The 19823-nt window shown below is 67.9% G+C and carries 12 protein-coding genes and 2 pseudogenes; 5 read left to right on the top strand and 9 right to left on the bottom strand.

Features of this window, described 5'->3' with window-relative positions; translation table 11 throughout:
* Positions 1-406 precede the first annotated feature (406 nt).
* The 8 genes and pseudogenes from OO67_RS40895 to OO67_RS24500 all read right to left on the bottom strand — a co-directional run.
* A pseudogene (locus OO67_RS40895) lies at positions 407-562 on the bottom strand (DapH/DapD/GlmU-related protein); the annotation flags it as partial.
* Positions 563-1092: 530 nt separating this feature from the next.
* Positions 1093-1313: pseudogene (locus OO67_RS40050) on the bottom strand (NAD(P)-dependent oxidoreductase); the annotation flags it as partial.
* Positions 1314-1724: 411 nt separating this feature from the next.
* Positions 1725-3758, bottom strand: coding sequence for a DUF2264 domain-containing protein (locus OO67_RS24525; RefSeq protein ID WP_078598234.1), 2034 nt, complete (start codon positions 3756-3758; stop codon positions 1725-1727).
* Positions 3709-4839, bottom strand: a complete 1131-nt coding sequence (locus tag OO67_RS24520; protein WP_078598232.1) for a LacI family DNA-binding transcriptional regulator — start codon at positions 4837-4839, stop codon at positions 3709-3711. The genes OO67_RS24525 and OO67_RS24520 overlap by 50 nt, the downstream gene beginning before the upstream one ends.
* A gap of 53 nt (positions 4840-4892) precedes the next feature.
* Positions 4893-6539, bottom strand: a complete 1647-nt coding sequence (locus OO67_RS24515) for a type 2 periplasmic-binding domain-containing protein (protein WP_033303490.1) — start codon at positions 6537-6539, stop codon at positions 4893-4895.
* Positions 6540-6580: 41 nt separating this feature from the next.
* Positions 6581-7468, bottom strand: coding sequence for a carbohydrate ABC transporter permease (locus OO67_RS24510; RefSeq protein WP_033303488.1), 888 nt, complete (start codon positions 7466-7468; stop codon positions 6581-6583).
* A complete protein-coding gene (locus OO67_RS24505; protein WP_033303608.1) occupies positions 7465-8319 on the bottom strand; it encodes an ABC transporter permease in 855 nt (284 codons plus the stop codon). The genes OO67_RS24510 and OO67_RS24505 overlap by 4 nt, the downstream gene beginning before the upstream one ends.
* A gap of 225 nt (positions 8320-8544) precedes the next feature.
* Positions 8545-9552, bottom strand: a complete 1008-nt coding sequence (locus OO67_RS24500; protein ID WP_051709765.1) for a hydroxyacid dehydrogenase — start codon at positions 9550-9552, stop codon at positions 8545-8547.
* A 680-nt stretch (positions 9553-10232) separates the two neighbouring features.
* Between OO67_RS24500 and OO67_RS24495 the strand changes: the two genes are divergently transcribed.
* From OO67_RS24495 to OO67_RS24485, 3 genes are all read left to right on the top strand, one after another.
* On the top strand, positions 10233-12971 hold the full coding sequence (locus OO67_RS24495; protein WP_106972806.1) for an exo-rhamnogalacturonan lyase family protein: 2739 nt from the start codon (positions 10233-10235) through the stop codon (positions 12969-12971).
* A gap of 85 nt (positions 12972-13056) precedes the next feature.
* The gene (locus OO67_RS24490; protein ID WP_244300311.1) at positions 13057-14160 is read left to right on the top strand and encodes a LacI family DNA-binding transcriptional regulator; all 1104 of its coding nucleotides are present in this window, start codon (positions 13057-13059) and stop codon (positions 14158-14160) included.
* Between the two features lie 229 nt (positions 14161-14389).
* Positions 14390-16279, top strand: a complete 1890-nt coding sequence (locus tag OO67_RS24485) for a rhamnogalacturonan lyase family protein (protein WP_244300310.1) — start codon at positions 14390-14392, stop codon at positions 16277-16279.
* Positions 16280-16342: 63 nt separating this feature from the next.
* On the opposite strand, the gene OO67_RS24480 is transcribed toward OO67_RS24485, so the two are convergent.
* On the bottom strand, positions 16343-17416 hold the full coding sequence (locus OO67_RS24480; RefSeq protein WP_051709762.1) for a rhamnogalacturonan acetylesterase: 1074 nt from the start codon (positions 17414-17416) through the stop codon (positions 16343-16345).
* A 381-nt stretch (positions 17417-17797) separates the two neighbouring features.
* Between OO67_RS24480 and OO67_RS24475 the strand changes: the two genes are divergently transcribed.
* Positions 17798-18574, top strand: coding sequence for an SDR family NAD(P)-dependent oxidoreductase (locus OO67_RS24475; RefSeq protein WP_208861080.1), 777 nt, complete (start codon positions 17798-17800; stop codon positions 18572-18574).
* Between the two features lie 90 nt (positions 18575-18664).
* Positions 18665-19810, top strand: coding sequence for a galactonate dehydratase (gene dgoD, locus OO67_RS24470; protein ID WP_033303483.1), 1146 nt, complete (start codon positions 18665-18667; stop codon positions 19808-19810).
* Positions 19811-19823: the final 13 nt, after the last annotated feature.

Raw genomic sequence — 19823 nt, 5'->3', positions numbered from 1 at the left:
AAGTGCTGCCGAGCAGGTCCAGAGCGTAGCCCACGCACAGGATGTGGTAGCTCGTCTCATCGCTGAAGGGTGCTCCGCCGTAAGGGAGGGGGGAGCTTCCGTGGCCCAGCGGGCTGACGAGTCCGGTGTCCCGGTCCTGCCACGACTGCAGTCGCTCGCGTTGCCTGTCGGCGGAAAGGAGACCGGGGGCGTGCCCCAGCAGGAGGTCCGCGATCTCGATCGCGTCGCACTGGGCCCGAACGGTGGGTTCGCCGCCTGGTGCGTCCAGGAACAGTCCGTCCTCCCCATCGGGTGCGAAGCACCGGGCGAGGACGTCCTCGGCTTGAGCGCGTGCTGTGTCGGCGAACGCGGCCACCGCGCCGACCAGGTCTGTGCCGTCCGTCGCCGGTTCAGAACGGCCGGCACCACGCCGGCGAAGGACGCGGGCGGGGTTGCCGCCGACTACGGCGGCCGCCGGTACGTCCTTGGTCACCACGCTGCCGGCACCGATCACGGCTCCGTCCCCGATGGTGATCCCGTCCAGGACGACGACGTGGGAGCCGATCCACACGTCGTTGCCGACGCGTATGCCCTGTGAGGTCAGCGGCTGACGGAAGACCTCTGTGTCCAGGTCGTCGAAACCGTGGTTGAAGGCGAGGAGGGAGGTGTGAGCTCCGATGCGGACGGCGTCGCCGAGTTCGATGGTGCCGCGCACCACCGTGTAGGCGTTGATCGTGCAGTCCCGTCCTGCCTCCAGGGTGCCCGTCAGATAGGCACCGGCGGCGACGTAGCTGCGCGGTCCGAGCACCAGGCGCTCGTTCTGCACTGCGGCCAGTCGGGAGACGAAGCAGTCCTCGCCGAACCGGTGGCAGTCGTTGTCCTTCTGCAGGGCGAGCTGGATCTGTTGCTGCCGGTTGCGATCGTCGTCGTCGGCGTCGGTCCAGTAGTTCCAGGGCGAGTAGTCGAACAAATGGGGGCCCGGCAGGCCTTCACCAGTGGCTTCGTTCATGCCGTCCGTTCCAAGTCGTGAGGACGCGCTGCAGTAGCGGCGTGGGTTCCGGGGGAAATAGGCTGATCTGCGGTCATCTGAGTTCGACCATCGTCAGCGAATGCTCATGGAGCATGCTCGAGGCCTGCGCGGTCGACGGTGTACGACAGTGGAATGCCCGCGCGCGGACGCTTCAATTCCTCGACCACAACGAGACCCATGCGCGCGGTCTCATTGCCTCGGGAGCTCCTGCGATGTGCGGGGTGAGATACACGTCCGGGAGGTCGAGGAGCGGGGAGTCGGCGGGCAGTGGTTCAGGATCGGTCACGTCGAGGACCGCGGCTATGAGGATCTCGGTCTGGGCCAGGGCCTCCCGCACCCGAGGTCTGTGGAATTCCGCGGCCATCAGGCAGGGGCCGATGTTCACGATGTCCCGCAGTCGGTCCATCACATGGGTCGGGAAGGCGTGAGGCAGGGGCACGGCACTCATGGCGAACAGTGCCCGAAACCCGACACCGGACGGTGGTCCGGACAAGACGGTCAACCCTTCGAGTCGGTGGGGAACGTGCCGGGCCCGGTCGCTTCCGCCACCGCACATTGCAGCGCGGCGAGATGGGCAGGCAACGCTGATAAGGCAGGGCGGTACGTGCGCGAGCGGCTCGACGAACTGCGTCAATCGTCAGCGCGCCCTTGCGGGGTGTCAAGATGTATTCATAATTAATGACTGGTATCGCGATGACTTCTCTGCGCCTCGCGCTCATGTCGTCCGTGACGTCACACCGCTCGGTGCGTGGTGTGCCGCTCCATCCGAGGAAGCCGGAGGGATGGTGAACAGGTCACTTGCCATGTGGGCGCCTGCGCCGTCGGGGAAGCCGACCTCGATCGCTCCATCCGGCGTCGGGCGGGCGTAGGCGAGGCGCGAAAGTTCGGATACGGCGTCGCGCAGTTCCGGATCGGCCGTGAGCACAACGAGTGTGGCCAGCAGGCGTGATCCACCGGGGTGGCGGGAAAGACGCAGCAAAGGCGTGGCCGAGAAGACGCCCACGGCGTTCCGGTCACGTGCCTGGTCCACCTCCCCGGCCGGCACATGCCCGTTCTCGTCCCATCCGAGCAGGCCGACGAGTGCGGTGGTCAGCCCGTCCGCCCTGCGGGCCAGCGCCAGGCCCGGCCCGGTCACCTCGACCGGGGGAGCCTCGTCGCAGGCCACTGCCCAGCCACCTTCTCGTACGGATGCTCCGGCCGGCCCCTGGACGCGGTGCACCCGCACTTCCCACGGGCCGTGCACGACGCTGGCCGTGGCGATGACCGACGGCCCCTCGCCCTCTTCCGTCGAGGGGGCATGCCATGACGCGGCATGGTGACCACGGGCGTGCAGGGGGTGGATCCGGCCCCTGACGGTCGCCGGACCGGCCGGCTCGATCAGCGCGATGTGGTTGTCCGGAGCATCGGGCTCACCCTCCGGTGGGGTTTCCGGCGCCGTGGCACTGGAGTAGGCGAACCGGCTGTAGTGCGGACTGTGGTGGGACGGCGCCGGTGAAGGAGGCAGCCGGTCACTGCCATGGTTGACGAGGCGAACGATCCCGTCGTCGGTGGTCGAGTGGATGAGCCAACCCGGTGCGGGCAGGGCGAGATACTGGTCCGCGACGTCTACAGGGGACGGCTCCTCCGGTGCGGTCCAGGCCGGATGCTCCGGAGGCAGCAGGAGGCCGAGGAACGCCTTGCTCGCCCAGTAGGGAGAGGCCGGCCCGGAGTAGGCCTGGGTGACGGGAAGGAAGGGCCGGTACCACCCCAGACTCAACACGCCGTCGTCGCCCGGAACGCCACGGTCGGCGAAGTGTTTCAGCGCTCCGGAGGCGAGACGGCGGGTGCGGCCGGGCGGCAGGGGGGAGGCGCCCGCCAGCTCTCCGGCCCACAGCGGGGCCGCGGTGGCATAGCGATAGGTGAGCGACCGTCCTTGGTGGACAGGCGCGCCGTCGGAACCGAAGAAGTACTGGTGGGTTTCGAGGAAGACGCGCAACCGGGCCCGGTGGGAGGCGACCAGTGCGGCGTCCGCGCGGTCTCCCGCGATGCGTTCCCAGAGCACGGGGTAGAGATGAAGTGCGAGGGCGTTGTAGTAGTCGAACTTGCGGCCGTCGCCATCGGTGTACCAGCCGTCGCCGCAGTACCAGTCGTCCAGCCGCGCGAGGCCGGCGTCGATCTCGCTCTGCCGGTAGGGGGCGCCGATCGAGGCCAGGAACTCCTCGGTGATCACCTGGAAGAGGCGCCAGTTCGAGTCGTTGGCCCGCGCCCCCACGAAACCCCCCAGCCACGCCGCGACCCGCTGCCTCACGGTCTCCGCCAGGTGGTCCCAGAGCCAGGGGCGTGTCTCGTGCAGCGCGACAGCGATGGACGCGGCCTCCACCATGGGCTGAGAGCGGTCGGTGATCCGTGGCCAGTGCTCCGGGTGGCGGGGATCGGTACCCGCGGCGAGGCCGTTCGCGTAACGGGTGATGAGATCACTGATGACGGTTCGCTCCGGCGCGTCACGGCCCTGAGCGCCCGCTATGCGGAAGGAGGCCAGCAGGAACGAGCGCGCGTACCCTTCCAGACCGTCGGACCAGGCGCCGGCTATTCCTGTGCGGCCGGGAAGCCGGTACTGCGCGAGACCCGGTGTGGCGTGTGGCAGCAGACCGTCCAGCAGCCTGTCCGCGTGGGCTTCCCAATACTCGCGTGTGCAGCCCGTGAACGGGGAGACCCGCAGGTCAGGGAGCGGCAGGGAGGGCGGGTCGGTCCGACGCTGTGGCGCTGTCATGCGGGGTGATTCCTCCAGTACTACGGGCTTCACGATGCGGTGCCGGAGGGCCGACGCTGTCCCGGACGACGATGTGCGTTCCCAGGACGTGGTGGACGGGGGCCGACAATTTCTCCGAGTCGCGCAGGGCGAGGCGCACTGCTGCTCGTCCCAACTCCTCGGCGGGGGTGCGCACCGTGGTGAGCGGGGGGTTGAAGTCCTGGGCGAGCGGTATGTCGTTGTAGCCGACGACGGAGATGTCGTCGGGGACACGCAGGCCGGCGTCGGCGATGGCGCGCAGGGCCCCGGCCGCGACCATGTCGTCGCCGGCGAAGACCGCGGTGAAGTCGGTCCGTCGGGTCAACAGCTCGGTCATGGCCCGGTGTCCGGCACCGCGTCCGAGACCGCAGTCGATGACGTGTGCGTCCTCGTCGGCGAGTCCGTGCGCCGTCAGAGCCGCGCGGTAGCCGGCCACCCGGGCGTCCAGAGCACTGTTGCCCGGCAGCCCGCCGAGGAACACGATGCGCCGGTGGCCTGCGGAAACGAGGTGACTGGTGAGGGCGTGAGCACCGGCCTCGTTGTCGAATTCGACCACGATCGCGGGCAGTGCGGGGTCGGAGGACGGGCGGCCGCACAGCACGAGCCGCGACCCTGCTCCTTGCAGGGCATGGGCATAACGGGTCACTCGCGCACGGTAGGCATCGTCCTCGACGATCCCACCTACGAGAATCACCAGACTGGCGCCCTCCTCACGCATGAGCTGGACGAGCTCCATCTCACGGCGAGTATCCCCGCCGGTGGAGCCGACCAGGCAGAGCCGGCCATGGTCGGAGGCCTCGGCCTCCACGCCCTCGGCCACCTGCGCGTAGAACGGGTTGGTGACCTGCCTCAGAATGACCGCCACCATGCTGCGGCCGCCGCCGACCAGAGCCCGTGCGTGGACATTGGCGACGTAGTCCAGGGAGCGGGCCGCCTTGAGTACCCGCGTGCGAGTGGCGGGCGGCACGGGGTAGTTGCCGCTCAACACGCGCGAGACCGTAGCGGGGGAGACCCCCGCTCGCGCTGCCACCTCGCGAATGGTGACCCGTTCCCTTGCCGCCATGCCGTTCCCCTCGTCGCCGTGTCCGCCGCATCCGTCACCGCCAGGGCGTGTGTCTAGCTGTTGGCGGCGTATTCCTTCGCGAGTTCCTCGGCCATTGTGTCGCCGCCCCGACTGCGCCACTTCTTGACCGCGGCATCGAGATCGGCCATGGACGACCGACCTGCGATCACTGCCGTGATCGTGTCGTCCATCAGCGCTCGCAGGGTTGTTCCCTGCGTGACTTCGGTACGGGACAGCAAGCCGAAGGACGCGCTGCGGATCGCGACCGGCACGACCTTCTGCTGCCACGAATGCAGGGCGCGGACGGCCTCGGGACGCCCCGCCACGAAGAGCACCTGGGGCCCCTCCGCGAGGTATCGGAAGGGGAGGTTGGTGATGTTCTCCACCTCCCCGAGCTTGTTGCGCTGCGGCGAGCCGTCCTTGCCGCGGGTGAAGTGGACGCCTTCCGCCCCGAACTGCAGCAGCTCCCACTCCTTGGAACCGAACGGTGCCGCCAGGTAGTCGAGGACCCGGAGCAGCATCTCGATGCGTTCCTTCTTGGCCTTCTTCAGGATGGTGTAGCCGAAGGAGCGGCGGGCGGCGACGGCTCCTCCCGGCGTGCCGTCGACGCTGTAGGGCAGGGCGGGGGCCGGAGTGAACAGCCCCTTCGTGTCCGGGTAAAGGACCTGGTAGGCCCCGAAGCCGTTCTGCGCCGAGGCGACGGTGCCGTTGAGGAAGAGTGTGCTGAGGTCCGGGGTCGACATCGAGGTGGCATTCGGGTGGTACGAGCCGGCCGTGCGCAGCTGGGCCTGGAACGCGACGGTGGCTTTGAACCGTTCGTCGGTGAAGCTCGAACGGAACTTTCCGTCCTTGCCCACCGACCAGGCCGAGACGTTGTGCGCAGCGGCGTGCACAGAGTGTCCGAACAGCGAACCCGCGGCCGCACCCAGAGCGTAGGTCTTTCCACGGGTGGCCTTCCGGGAGACCGCCGCGAAGTCCTGAGAGGCCCATCCCTCCTGCATGCCGGCGTCCGTGAACACCCCTTGATTGAGCCAGAGGGTGGAGCCCGTCACCGGGCGTTCCAGGGGGATGCCGTAGATCTGGCCGCCGACCCGGCCCATGTCGCGCCAGGCGGGGGTGGGGATGCCCGCCAGGTTGGGGTAGTCGTGGATCGCCGCCCCGGACAGGTAGGGAGTGAGGTCCTGGGCCCGCTTCTGGACGAACTGCGCCTCGCGGGGCAGGGTGTAGCCGGAGAACACGTTGATGATGTCCGGCAGAGACTCGGCCTCGCCGGCCATGACCGTGGCCATCTTCTTCTGGTAGTCGGCCTGCGGGATGACCGTGAACTCGATCTTGACGCCGAGCGCCTTCTCGACGGCACGCCAGTACTGGTTCTCCGCCGCCGGCTTCGGAGGTGTGCCGAACGTGACGGACATGACCCGGATGGTGCTCCCGTCCCCCGGAGTCCGCTTGACCGCGGTGGTGAGATCCGCGGGGTAGCTGGTGTACCCGGCCTGGACTCCGGAGTCCGTAGGGGCGAGATCGGGCTTCGCACCCGGTGCCGCCTTGTACTCGGGCCAGGCGGCGAGCTTCTTGCCCGCGTTGGACACGTCACCGCCGCTCGAAGAGCTGGAGCAGGCGGTGAGGAGGGACGGCACGGCGGCGGCAGCGCCTGTGGCTGCCATGGTACGCAGCACGGTGCGCCGGGACATTCTGGGCATGGCTGTTCGACCTTTCGGAGTGCGGCTCGTGAAGGGGAAGGTCAGCTCTTGATGGCGCCGGTGAGCACGCCCTTGGTGAAGTACTTCTGCAGGAACGGGTAGACGATCAGGATCGGTACCGTGGCGATCACCAGGACCGCCATCTGTACGGTCTGCGGGGCGCTGACCGTGCCCTCACCCGTGGTGGTGTCGGTGAGGCCTTCGCCGGCCACGACGTAGGTGCGCAGGACCTGCTGCAGCGGCCAGTGGTCGCTCTCCATGTACAGCGAGGCGTAGAACCAGGAGTTCCAGTACGCCACGGCGTAGAAGAGACCGACGACGGCGAGTGCGGCCTTGGACAGCGGCAGCACGATGGTCCAGAGGATGCGCAGGTCCCCGGCGCCGTCGAGGCGGGCGGCCTCGTACAGTTCCTCCGGTATGCCCTGGAAGAAGCCGCGCAGGACGACGAGGTTGAACACGTTGACCAGCACGGGCAGGACCAATGAGGCGTAGGAGTCCAGCAGTCCGAGTTCCTTCACGACCAGGAAGCTGGGGATCATGCCGGGCGGGAAGAGGAACGTGAACAGCACCAGCAGCAGAACCGGCTTGCTGCCGTACACGTTGGGCCGGGCCAGTGCGTAGGCCAGGAAGACCGTGCAGAGCAGGCTGAGCGTCGTGCCGACCGCGGTGACGCCGATGCTCACCCCCAGGGCGTGGGTGACGATGCCGCCGTTCAGGATGTCGCGGTAGGCGTCGAGTGTGGGTTCGGTCGGCCACAGGACCCAGCCGCCGTTCTCGACCACTTCACCCTGCGAGGCGAGCGAGGTGGACAGGATCGTCAGGAAGGGGACGCACACCAGCGCCACCACGACCACCAGAGCGATCGCCTTGCCGACCTGCGTGACCGGTCTGGGCTTCTCCATCCACCCGGGGCGTGCCTGCGTGCTCACTTGTAGACCCCCTGCTCGCCGAGGCGGTGTGCCACCTTGTTGGCCGCGTAGACGAGTGCGGCCCCGATGAGGCCCTTGAACAGTCCGGCTGCCGCGGCGTAGCCGTAGTCGCCGCCGACGATGCCCTGGTAGTAGACGAAGGTGTCGATGATCTCGGCGGCTTCGGGGCCGACCGCGTCGCGTTGGAGCAGCATCTGCTCGAAGCCGACGGACAGGATGTCGCCCAGCCGCATGATGAGCAGGAGCACGACGACCGGCCGGATGGCGGGCAGCGTGACGTGCCAGAAGCGGCGCCAGGGGCCGGCCCCGTCGATGGCCGCGGCTTCGTACTGCTGCTCGTCGACCTGGGAGAGCGCGGCCAGGAAGATGATGGTGCCCCAGCCGGCGTCCTTCCAGATGACCTGGGCGACCACGAGCGGCTTGAACGCGTCAGGGTTGCCGATGATGTCGATCGTGTGGATGCCGGCGTCCTGCAGGTAACCGTTCACCATGCCGGTGTCGCCCAGGACCTGTTGGAAGAGGGCGACGACGATCACCCACGACACGAAGTGCGGCAGATAGGCGATCGACTGGACGAAGCGGCGGACCGTCCCCCAGGTGAGGCTGTGCAGCAGCAGAGCCAGGGCGAGCGGCACCGGGAAGTAGAAGACCAGCTGGAGGACCGCGATCACGATCGTGTTGACGACGGAGTGCCAGAACTCTGCGTCGTCCAGCATCCGTTCGAAGTTGCTGCCGCCGACCCAGGCGCTGCCCCAGATGCCGTCGAAGGGGACGTAGTCCTTGAAGGCGATGACGTTGCCGGCGAGAGCGCCGTAGTGGAAGACGACGAAGTAGGCGAAGCTGCCGAACATGAGCACGGACAGCGCGATGCTGCGCTTGCGTTGGAAACGTTTTTGCTTCTTCTGAGCGCCTGGCGGTGAATGGGAAGCGCGGCTGGCGGCCGATTTCCCGGGGCGCTCACGGAGCAGCGCTGCCACGGAGCCTCCTCGGCTGTGGTGTGAAGTGGACGGAAAATTAAAACGTTTTCAGAGCGTGGTCAACACCTGTGACAGGATCCTTCGGCGTGGAGTGGGGCCTCAGGCGCGCAGGAGCGAGGAGTCGGCCGACACGGCGTGCAGGGGGAGCGCCCCGTCGGCGACGCGACGGAGTTCCTCGATGACGAGGCGGCCCATGGCCCGGCGTTCACCACTCACGGTTCCGGCGACGTGGCCGGTGAGCATGACATTGGACAGTGTGTACAGAGGTGAGTCGGGGGCCAGTGGTTCACGGGTGGTCACGTCGAGAACGGCGTACAGGTCCGGGCGCTCGCGCAGTACGTCGATGAGCGCGTCCTCGTCCATCACGGCGCCTCGGGCCGTATTGATGACCGTGGCACCGTGAGGCAGGAGCCTGAGGAGTTCGCCCGTGATCAGCTTTTCTGTCTGACCGGGGATCAAGGGGGCATGGATGCTCAGTACCAGGGAACGTGCGAACAAGTCCTCCAGCTCGGCGACGGGCTCGACGCCCAGCCGGCGCACGGCCTCGGGAGGAATGTGAGGATCCCATGCCACCACGTCGGCCTCCAGGTGGCGTAGACGGACGGCGACCTTGCGTGCGATCGAACCGAAGGACACCAGGCCGACCGGCTGACCGTAGAGGCCGGGCACACCGTCCAGTGCAGGCAGCTCCCTCGCCGTTCTGATCCGGTGTGCTCTGCGGTGCACGTCCTTGAGGGCCAGAACCGTCTGGGCGTACACGTACTCGGCCACGGGTTCGTTGTTCGCTTCGGCTGCCGAGACGACGACGATGTCCCGGGCCCAGACCGCTTCGCTGACGAGTCCGCGCACGGAGCCGGCTGCATACGCCACTACCCGCAGTGCCGGCAGGTCTGAGAGGACTTGTTCTGTCAGACGGGGCATGCCCCACGAGGTGACCAGTACCTCGGCCTCGTGACGGCGGGGGTGCACGCTCAGCGCCGCGCTGTCCTCGCACTCGGCCACCACGTCGGCGATGTCGGCCAGGTCTGCCCAGTCGTCGGGGCTGAACAGCTCCTGTTTGAGCGCGTGGTTCAACACGACGGCGGTACGCAGGCGGGTGGTTGGCATCGGGGGCACACGCGGCTCCTTGGAAAAGGGGTGCTGCAACATGTTTTCGGGGCCGCTGCTTCGCGGACCGGGCATCTGCGGTCCAGAGCGGTAGCCGCACGGGCTTCAGGACGCAGCCGGATGGATCGACGTCGTGGAACGATTCATAGGGCCCCCGGGCCAGTGCGACGTCCTGCATTGTGCACGGCCATCAGGTTCGAAACAATAGTCTTCACAAAGAATCAAGTTGCTTCATCGTGAGCGCGAGACCAGAGGTGGCGATCGCGGCGCCGCCTCGTCACTTCAGCCGCAACTCGGTCCGGATTATCCTCTCTTGTGGGGAGCTGTGTCCTCTTTGACGCACCTCGGTATCTGAGTTGGACAGTCCGATGGAACTAAACCCTGCGCAGGTTGTTGCAACTCTGGTTCAGATGAATCGTCTGGTGTAAGCATGTGACCGCGGCGTGCGCCGCTGAAGACCATGGTCCGAACGCAGGGGCAGAACTCTGCCTGGCGAGCCCCTTCTTTCAGGCGCCCCTCGTCCGTGCCGGCGTGAGATCAGCCGTCTGTCCGTGTGGGGCGGCGCGGTCGGCACCGAGCTGCCTGCCCGCGACCACGCGTGGACCGATGCGCCACCCCCTTCATCCCGAACGTCCATCGACGAGCGCCCTGGCGCCCGCCGCTCAGAGGAGCTGAATGCTGTGGGACAGATCAGTCGACGGTCCGTGCTGACATCCGCCGCTGCGGGAGGCGCGGTCGCATGGCTCAGCTCCACGACAACCGCCACCGCGAGCAGCCCACTTGAACAGCCTCGGACAGCTCCGGTCCAGGCCGACGGCCACGATCCGGTGACACTGCGCTGGCTGGAGAGGAGCGTGCCGGCCGAACTCGCGGCCGGCACGACCTGGGGCGTTCCCTGGCCGGCGGGCTCGTTCGCCGCCGACCAGGAGTTCTCGCTGACCACGGAGTCGGGACAGGACGTTCCGGTGCAGAGCTGGCCGACTGGTTGGTGGCCGGACGGTTCCGTGAAGTGGACCGCCCATGCCGTCAGCGGCACGGCCGCACGGAGCGAGAGCTACCGGCTCGCGGCAGGCGCCGCAGCCAAGCCGGACGCTGCGCTCAACGTGCACAGTGGACGTGATCAGATCACCGTGAACACAGGCGTGATCGAGGTGGTGTTCCCTCGCAAGGGCGGTCTGCTCATCAAATCGATCCGGCGCGGAGGCACGGTGATCGCGGAGAACGGCCACCTGATCGCCTCCCGCCAGGACAAGCCGAGTACGGACCCGTCGCCGGTGGTCAAGACCGAGTCGTTCACCGGCATCGTGAGTGCCGTGACCGTGGAGCAGGACGGGCCGGTACGTGCTGTGATCAAGGTCGAGGGGAAGCACAAGAAGGCACGACGTGCCTGGCTGCCCTTCGTGGTGCGCTTCTACCTGTACGCCGGATCGGACGGCATCCGCACGGTGCACAACTTCGTATTCGACGGTGACGAGAAGAAGGACTTCATCAACGGTCTCGGTGTACGTTTCGGCGTACCGATGCGTGGTGAGCTGCACGACCGGCACGTCCGCCTTGCCGGACAGGACCAGGGTGTCCTCTCCGAGGCGGTCCGCGGCCTCACAGGGCTACGTCGTGACCCCGGCGCGGCCGTGCGTGCGGCGCAGCACGAGGGCAAGGCGACTCCCGACCCGAGCACCTGGGACAGCCGCGTCACGTCCCGTCTGCAGTACATCCCCGCCTTCGGCGACTACAGCCTCCGGCAGCTCAACGCCCACGGGTTCGAGATCCACAAGCGGACGAAGCCCGGCCACTCCTGGATCCGCGTGGACGGCGGCAAGCGGGCGGAAGGTCTCGGCTATGTGGGCTCACCCACGGGCGGCCTGGCCTTCGGCATGCGCAACTTCTGGCAACTGCACCCCACCGAGCTGGAGATCGCAGGGGCGGCCGGCGCGACAGCCCAGGTCACCGTGTGGATGTGGTCCCCGCGCGCGAACGCCATGGACCTGCGCTTCTACCACGACGGCATGGGGCAGGACACCTATCCCGAGCAGCTCGAAGGCCTTGAGATCACCTACGAGGACTACGAACCGGGCTTCGGGACTCCCTACGGCGTCGCCCGCACCACCGAGATGACGTTCTGGGCCCTGGAGGCCACACCCACCGCGGAGCGATTCGCCTCGCTCGCCGAGGCCAACTCCACGCCCCCGCTGCTCGTCAGCAGCCCCGAGCACAACCACAGCGCGAAGATCTTCGGATCGTGGAGCCCCGTGGACCGCTCGGCCCCGGCGAAGGCGGAGATCGAGGACAAGCTCCAGGCCATCCACCGTTATCACCGCGAGCAGGTGGACCAGCGTTCCTGGTACGGCTTCTGGGACTACGGCGACATCATGCACAACTACGACGGCGACCGGCACACCTGGTCCTACGACGTCGGTGGGCACGCCTGGGACAACTCCGAGCTCTCCACCGACCTGTGGCTCTGGTACCACTACCTGCGCACCGGCGACGCGTCCGCCTTCCGCTTCGCGGAGGCCATGACCCGCCACACCGGTGAGGTGGACATGTACCACATCGGCAAGTACCAGGGTCTGGGGACCCGGCACGGCGTCATGCACTGGGGCGACAGTGCCAAACAGGTACGCATCAGCAACGCCGGCTACAAACGCATCTTCTACTTCCTCACCGCGGACGAACGCGTCGGCGACGTCCTGCACGATCTCGTCGACGCCGACCGCAGCTTCCTCGTCCTCGATCCCGTACGGAAGATCAGGGAGGGTGACCCCTTCGAACCGGAGCCGAAGGCGATGCCTGTCGGAACCACCACCGACTGGGGATCACTGGCCATGGCCTGGCTCACCGAGTGGGAGCGGCACGGCAAGACCATCGCCCGCACGAAGCTGGTCAACGGCGCCACGACCATTGCGGCCATGCCCAACGGCTGGGTGCAGAGCGGGGCGATCACCTACGACCTCGCGGACGGCAAGTTCACCGGCCCCACGGAGCCGAGCGTGTACATAGGGTCCCTGAGCTCTGTATTCGGGCTGATCGAGGTCATGACCGAGGTGGTGGAGCTGGTCGACGACGAGAACGTCAGGAAGCAGTGGCTGATGTTCTGCCGCCTGTACAACGCCACCAAGGACGAACAGCGGAGAGCGACAGGATCGGACTGGGGCAACCTCAATCTCCGCCAGGCCTACTCGCGGGCCACCGCGTACGCGGCGCATCAGCTCGACGACGACACCCTCGCCCTGCGTGCCTGGAAGGAGCTGCGTACAGGGCACGCGGGATACCCCGCCGACCACGACTTCACGTCCCGGCGGGTCGAAGGTCCCGATGTGCTCAATCCCGTGGACGAGGCGAGGTTCTCCGCCAACGCCAGCGCACAGTTCGGGCTCGCCGCCATCCAGTGCCTGGCCCTGGTCGGAGACAAAGCCTGAAGCCGGCCACCGGAGCGCTCCAGCCCGGAGCAAGATCGATCAACCTCCTCTAGGATCGTCGAGATCTGTTCACCGGAGGGGTGCCATGACCGACATGCTCGTCGCTCAGCGACGCGAGCGGCTGCTCAGTGAGCTGCGGGCGTCCGGTGGTCTCAAGGTCGTCGAACTCGCCACACGCCTGGGGGTCTCCCGGGCGACCGTGCGGCGAGATCTGCTCGACCTGGAGAACGAAGGCGCGCTGAGCCGGGTGCGCGGCGGGGCGATGCTCGCCACGCCGGCACCCTCCGCAGCGGCCCAGCCCGTTTCGGCAGGCGGCTCGACGGCCAGGCCGGAGCGGACGCTGGGGCTCCTCGTGCCGTCCGCGACCTATTACTACCCGCGGGTGGTCGCCGGTGTCCGGGAGGTGGCGGCCGCCCGCGATGCGCGGGTCGTCATCAGCCTGACCGACTACACCCGCGACAGCGACGCGCAACGCATCGAGGAGCTCGCCGAGTCGGGTGCGTCCGGTCTGCTGGTCGCCTCGCCCGGCGGACACGAGTTGCCTGACAAGACCCTCCACGAGCTGGAGCGAACCGGTCTCCCCTACGTGCTGCTCGAGCGGCAACCGCATGATCCCTTCGCGGCCTGCGAGTTCGTCGCCACCGACCACCGGCAGGGTGCCTTCGCCGCCGTACGGCACCTTGTGCGGCTCGGACATGGAAAGGTGGCGCTGTTCACGAACGGCAGTCCCACCGCGTCCCTGCTGCAGGCAGGCCACCAGGCGGCGGTCGATCGACTGCAGTTGGAACACGGAGCGCCCGTGCTCGACAGCGGGCGGCCGACACTGGGCTCGACCGAAGCAGCCGCGCAGTACGACCAGTTCATCGAGGAGTGCATGGCAGGTGGTGTCCGCGCCGCCCTCGTGCACTCCGATCACGACGCGATCGAACTCATGCGACGCATGCGCCTTCGGCACCTGTACGCGCCGAAGGACCTCGCGCTCATCGCCTACGACGACGAGATCGCCTCGCTCGCGGATGTGCCGCTGACGGCTGTCGCGCCCCCGAAGCACGAAATCGGGCAGCAGGCTGCGCGACTGCTCCTGGACCGTCTGGGCGCGTCGGACCCGCTCTCGGTCCCCGTCCGTCAGCTGTTCATGCAGCCCCGCCTCACCATCAGGGCGTCCTGCGGTACACAAGCCGGCTCCTGAGCGTCGGTTTCTCCCTGCGAGCCCGGTAGCCCGGCTACCGGGCGCTGCGGCATGCCGGGAGACCGTTTCGGCCGTAGCTATTGACGTGTCCCGATCAAATGAGCAGCATGCGTCGAAACGAAGCAAGTTGAAGCGTCGGGGCGGTCGAGTGCGCGAATGCTGGGCGGAACAGCGTTCGCCGACAGGACGATGAAGGCGCTCCGGCACTCGTGATGCCAAGGAGGTTCTCGTGCACCAGCAGCAGAAGCACCGCCGGAGCAGGGTCCGGTGGGCGGTAGGGACGATGGCGGCGGTGATCGCCGGTGCCGCGGCCATGATCGCCGGCCCGCCCAGAGCCGGCGCAACCTCCACCACGGACGAGGGACGGCCCGCCGCGGCTGCCACGCGGACCATGGAGAACCTTGACCGGGCGGTCGTAGCCGTACGCAGCAGCGACACCGACGTACTCGTCACATGGCGCCTGCTCGGGCTCGACCCCGACGACATCGGGTTCAATCTGTACCGGTCCACAGGCGGCGCCGCCTCGACCAAGCTCAACGCCGAAGTACTGACCGGAGCGACGAACTTCGTCGACTCCACCGCCGACCTCACGAAGACCAACAGCTACCGCGTGCGTCCGGTCAAGGGTGGTAAGGAGCAGGCTTCCAGCAAGATCTTCACGCTGTCGGCGAACCACGCCAAGGAGCCCGTGGTCCGCATCCCCCTGCAGGAGGGCGGCCCGGTCAAGTTCACCTGGGTCGGCGACCTCGACGGTGACGGCCGCTACGACTACGTGGTGGACCGCCAGACCTCCCCTCAACAGATCGAGGCCTATCGCAGCGACGGCACGCTGCTGTGGCGCATGGACATGGGTCACAACAGCACGGACCAGAACAACATCGAGGGGGGCTCGTCCACCATCGACGTGGGGCACTGGGACGGTGTCACGGTCCATGACCTCGACAGCGACGGCCGTGCCGAGGTGGCCGTTCGCATAGCCGACGGCGTCACCTTCGGCGATGGTGAGACGTTCTCCTACGGCGACGACTCGCACCAGTTCATCGCGATCCTCGACGGCCGAACGGGCGCCGCCAGGGCCACCGCGCCCGTACCCGACGACTACCTCGCCGACGGTCCCATGTACGCCCGCTTCGGTGTGGGCCATCTGGACGGCTCCACACCGAGCCTGGTCGCCTACATGAAGAACCGTGTCGGCAACGGAGGCTTCAACCTCATGATGACCGCCTGGAAGTTCGACGGCAGTGAGGTGGTCCGGCAATGGAAGTGGCTGCGGGGCGATCAGAATGCTCCTGACGGGCACAACACGCGGATCGTCGACGTCGACGGTGACGGCAAGGACGAGATCGCCGAGATCGGGTTCGTCCTGAACGGTGACGGAACACTGCGCTACTCACTGGCACACGAAGGCGTCATCCACGGCGACCGCTTCTACCTGGCGAAGATGGATCCCGACCGCCCCGGCCTCCAGGGCTACGGCATCCAGCAGGACAACCCCAGCGGCCTGCGCGAGTACTACTACGATGCCGCCGACGGCAGCATGATCTGGCAGCACACGGCGGACGGCGTCACCGATGTGGGACGAGGGCTCGTCGGAGACATCGACCCGGGCCACCCCGGCATGGAGGCCTGGTCCTTCTCCGGCGTCTACAACGCCCCGACCGGCAAGCTGACCGAGTCCGACACCTCGCTCAGCCCGTGGCCCGCCCTGGGGCTCTGGTGGGACGGTGACCTCACCATGGAACTGCTCAACAACCACAAGCTGGAGAAGTGGAACCCGGAGGCGCCGGATGCCAGCAACAGCCTGCCGAGGCTGCTGACCACCTCGAAGTTCGGGGCCGTAGGCGTGGGCAGCGCCGGCAATCCGACCATGGTCGGCGACATCATGGGCGACTGGCGCGAGGAAGCCGTCTACGCCGACGCCGACAACGACGAACTCATCGTCTTCACCACGGACCGGCCCACGGAGACGCGTCTGTACACCCTCGCCCACAATCCGGCCTACCGGAACGACATGACGGTCAAGGGCTACCTGCAGTCGCACGAGGTCGACTACTTCCTCGGAGACGGCATGAGCGAGCCGCCCCGGCCCGACATCGTCTACGCGCCGAGCGGATCCTGAGCGAGCCCTTCGGTGCCCCGCGCGGCGACGCCGCGCAGGGCACCGACCAGTTCGCCTCCGCTCTCAGCGGATCAGCCGGGAGGGGATGAGCCGCTGGTCCTTCAGGGCGCCGACCACGAGGGTCGCGTACCGGGTGGCTCCGTGAACGGAGGTGTGGGTGTTGTCACCGTTGACATCCGTCAGGTAGAGACCGCGGGATTCCACGGGGCCGAGGCGTTCCACGAGCTCCTGCGACATCGCCGTCAGGTCCACCAGAGGGACGTCGAGCTCCTCCGCCAGGGAACGCATTTCCGCCGGCAGGTCGGCCTGCCCGGTCACGTGAAGGGCCACACCGTTGAGCGTCCCGTCACTGTTGAAGCGGCGCCGGACGATCGGAGTGACGAACACGGGCCGTCCACCCTGGGCGACGACCCGTTCGGCCATGGCGGTCAGATTGGCACGGTAGGCGGCCGCTGTGGTGGTCTTGTCGTTGTGAGCCAGCTGGATGAGGACCAGGTCCCCCCGCCGGATCCGGGCCTCCAGGGCGTCGAACAGCAAGGGATTGTCGAGGAAGCTCTGCGTCGACTCGCCGGAGTCCGCGTAGTTGGCGACCGAGATCCCGCGTCGGAGGAATTGGGTGAGTTCCTGCCCCCAGCCCGCGTACGGGACGTACCACTGGTCGCACACCGTGGAGTCGCCGGCCAGCAGGATCTGTGGAGTGCGGTGGGCCGGGGTCACCTTGAGTCCGGAGAGCTGGGGTGCGGCACCCTCGAAGCGGATGTCGAGGCCGGGGGTTCCGGTCGGGTCCGTGGGCTGGCCCTCGGGCTCGCGCACGTTCACGGTGAAGGTGCGCAGTGCGTGCCGGCCGGCTTGGGTCGGGGTCTCGGCGAGCATCGTCCGCCGCGCCTCGACCAGGACGCTGGTGCTTCCCGGAGTGCTGCCCCCCAGCAGAGCCGAGACGGTGTAGTTGCCCGGGGGTACGTCGACGTGGCAGACGATGGGGGATGTCCCTGAGCACTCGCTCGGCACGGCACGTTCCCGGTCGGAGGAGCCGTGGGCTTGCGCAGGGGGCCCGAGCAGGGTGGCGAACCCCACTGCGGCGCTGAGGAGTGCGGTTACTCGGACTGCTCTGCGTAGACGAGGTACAGAAGAAGGCATGACTGTGTCCCTTCACTGGCTCAAGGAGCCCCGTGGGGCGGGTGCCGGATTTGCCTTACGGAGTGATCGCAGCGCGCTGATCCTGTCCTGCACGACTTGTCGGGTAGCCAGCCGCGGCAGCATGGACTGCGTCCGGGGAGATGTGCGGTGAGCTGATCGAGCAGGCTGTGCCAACGCGAGCACTTTGGTGCAGGGTCGAGCGCCCGTCAATATCTTGAGACAGATTGCTTCAGTCTGTACTTCATGAGTCGGCGAGGTTGCGGATCGCGTGTCCCGGCGCCGACGGCTGATCGTGCCTGACGCCGCGCAGCCCTTGGCGCGAACCGATAATTAATATTTAATGTCGTTGATCTGCTCGTCCGTCGTACCTGGAGACTGCTCGTGGACCATCTGCATTCGACCTGCGGCAGGCGTTTCGAGGGGCGCTGTGTCCTGGTGACCGGCAGTGCGTCCGGCATCGGTGCCGCGACGGCCCGTCGGCTGGCCTCCGAGGGTGCCGGTGTCCTGATCGCCGACATCGATGCGCACGCAGGTCAGCAGGTCGCCGAAGGCATCCGGGATGCGGGTGGCCGTGCGTTCTTCCAGTACTGCGACGTGTCCGAGGAATCCTCGTGGCAGAGGGCGGTCGACGCAGCTCGTGAGGCGTTCGGCCCGGTCCACTCCTTGGTGAGCAACGCCTACACCGTGCGGATCGGAGCAGCCGACGTGATCGGCGCGGCGGAGTGGAACCGGCAGCTCGCGGTCTCGCTCACCGGTTCCTACCTGGGCTTCCGTGCCTGCCTCGACGATCTGCGTGCCACCGGTGGGAGCGCCGTCCTGGTCTCGTCGGTCCACGCGCTCGTGGGGCTGCCCGGGCGCCCCGCGTACGCTGCGGCCAAGGCGGGTCTGACAGGGCTGGCCCGGCAGCTCGCCGTGGAGTACGGGGGCCAGGTCCGAGTCAACTCCGTCCTGCCCGGCCCGGTGCTCACCCAGGCGTGGGAGGACATCGACGAGGCCGACCGGCAGGGCGCGGCCGAGGAGACCGCCGCACGGAGGCTCGGCCGGCCGGAGGAGATCGCGTCGACGATCGGCTTTCTCCTCAGCGACGACGCGTCCTTCATGACCGGCGCGTCGCTCGTCGTGGACGGGGGATGGAGCGTCATGAAGAACTCGTCCTGACCGGCAGTCATCCGGAGCCCTTGTCGCGCTCCTGAGCCGTCCCGGCCTCATCCGACGCCGCGCTGTCCGCGGCCATCTCCTGGAGCCTTCTTGAAGATCGCACGTGTCGAGACGTTCGCCGTACCACCCCGCTGGCTCTTCTGCCGCGTGGAGACCGACGACGGCGTCGTCGGCTGGGGCGAACCGGTCATCGAGGGACGGGCGGCGACGGTACGCACCGCCGTCCACGAGCTCGCCGAGCTCCTCATCGGCAAGGACCCGATGCGCATCGAGGACCACTGGCAGGTCATGACGAAGGGCTCCTTCTACCGGGGAGGCCCGGTTCTCTCGAGCGCCGTCGCCGGACTCGACCAGGCGTTGTGGGACATCGCCGGCAAGACGCTGGGGGTCCCCGTCCACGTGCTTCTGGGCGGCCCGGTCCGCGAGCGGGTGCGGGCCTACAGCTGGGTGGGCGGAGACGAGCCGGCGGAGATCGCCGACGCCGTCCAGGCACAGGTGGAGGCCGGGTTCACCGCGGTGAAGATGAACGCCACCGGCAGGATGAACCGGATCGCGAGCCCTCGTGACATCGACGCGGTCGTCCGGCGCGCCGCGACGGCCCGCGAGGTCCTCGGCCCGGACCGCGACTTCGCCATCGACTTCCATGGCCGTTTCACAGTGGCGAATTCGCGCCGGGTCCTGCCGTACCTCGCGCCGCTGAATCCGCTGTTCGTCGAGGAACCCCTGCTGCCCGAGCACACCCACCTGCTGCGGGATGTCGTCGAGGCGACGCCGATCCCCGTAGCCACGGGCGAACGGCTCTATTCGCGGACCGACGCGCTGCCCGCGCTCCAGGCCGGTATCGCCGTTCTGCAGCCGGACCTCTCGCACGCCGGCGGCATCTCCGAGGTGCGCCGTATCGCGGCCCTGGCGGAGACCTTCGACGTACTGGTGGCCCCACACTGCCCGCTGGGGCCCCTCTCCCTCGCCGCGAGTCTTCAGATCGCCTTCTCCGTACCGAACTTCCTCATCCAGGAACAGAGCATCGGGATCCACTACAACGCGGGTGCCGAGGTGCTCGACTACGTCGTCGACCGCGAGGTGTTCCGCTTCGACGAGGGACATCTGAACCGGCCCACCCGGCCTGGGCTGGGGATCGAGGTCGATGAGAAGGTCGTACGGGCGGCCGACGGGAGAACACCGGACTGGCGTGGTCCGATCTGGCGCCACCCCGACGGTTCCTTCGCCGAGTGGTGAGCGGCCGCCCGCC

Origin of the sequence: Streptomyces atroolivaceus (assembly GCF_000717025.1) — a bacterium.
Taxonomy (GTDB): Bacteria; Actinomycetota; Actinomycetes; order Streptomycetales; family Streptomycetaceae; genus Streptomyces; species Streptomyces atroolivaceus.
Note: the sequence above shows the minus strand (reverse complement) of the source record. Positions and strands in the feature narration are given on the sequence as shown.

Bases quoted from the DNA above. Each gene is read 5' to 3' on its own strand.
- OO67_RS24525 (WP_078598234.1), bottom strand. From the start codon at position 3,758: ATGACAGCGCCACAGCGTCGGACCGACCCGCCCTCCCTGCCGCTCCCT.
- OO67_RS24520 (WP_078598232.1), bottom strand. From the start codon at position 4,839: ATGGCGGCAAGGGAACGGGTCACCATTCGCGAGGTGGCAGCGCGAGCG.
- OO67_RS24515 (WP_033303490.1), bottom strand. From the start codon at position 6,539: ATGCCCAGAATGTCCCGGCGCACCGTGCTGCGTACCATGGCAGCCACA.
- OO67_RS24505 (WP_033303608.1), bottom strand. From the start codon at position 8,319: ATGTTCGGCAGCTTCGCCTACTTCGTCGTCTTCCACTACGGCGCTCTC.
- OO67_RS24500 (WP_051709765.1), bottom strand. From the start codon at position 9,552: ATGCCAACCACCCGCCTGCGTACCGCCGTCGTGTTGAACCACGCGCTC.
- OO67_RS24490 (WP_244300311.1), top strand. From the start codon at position 13,057: ATGACCGACATGCTCGTCGCTCAGCGACGCGAGCGGCTGCTCAGTGAG.
- OO67_RS24480 (WP_051709762.1), bottom strand. From the start codon at position 17,416: ATGCCTTCTTCTGTACCTCGTCTACGCAGAGCAGTCCGAGTAACCGCA.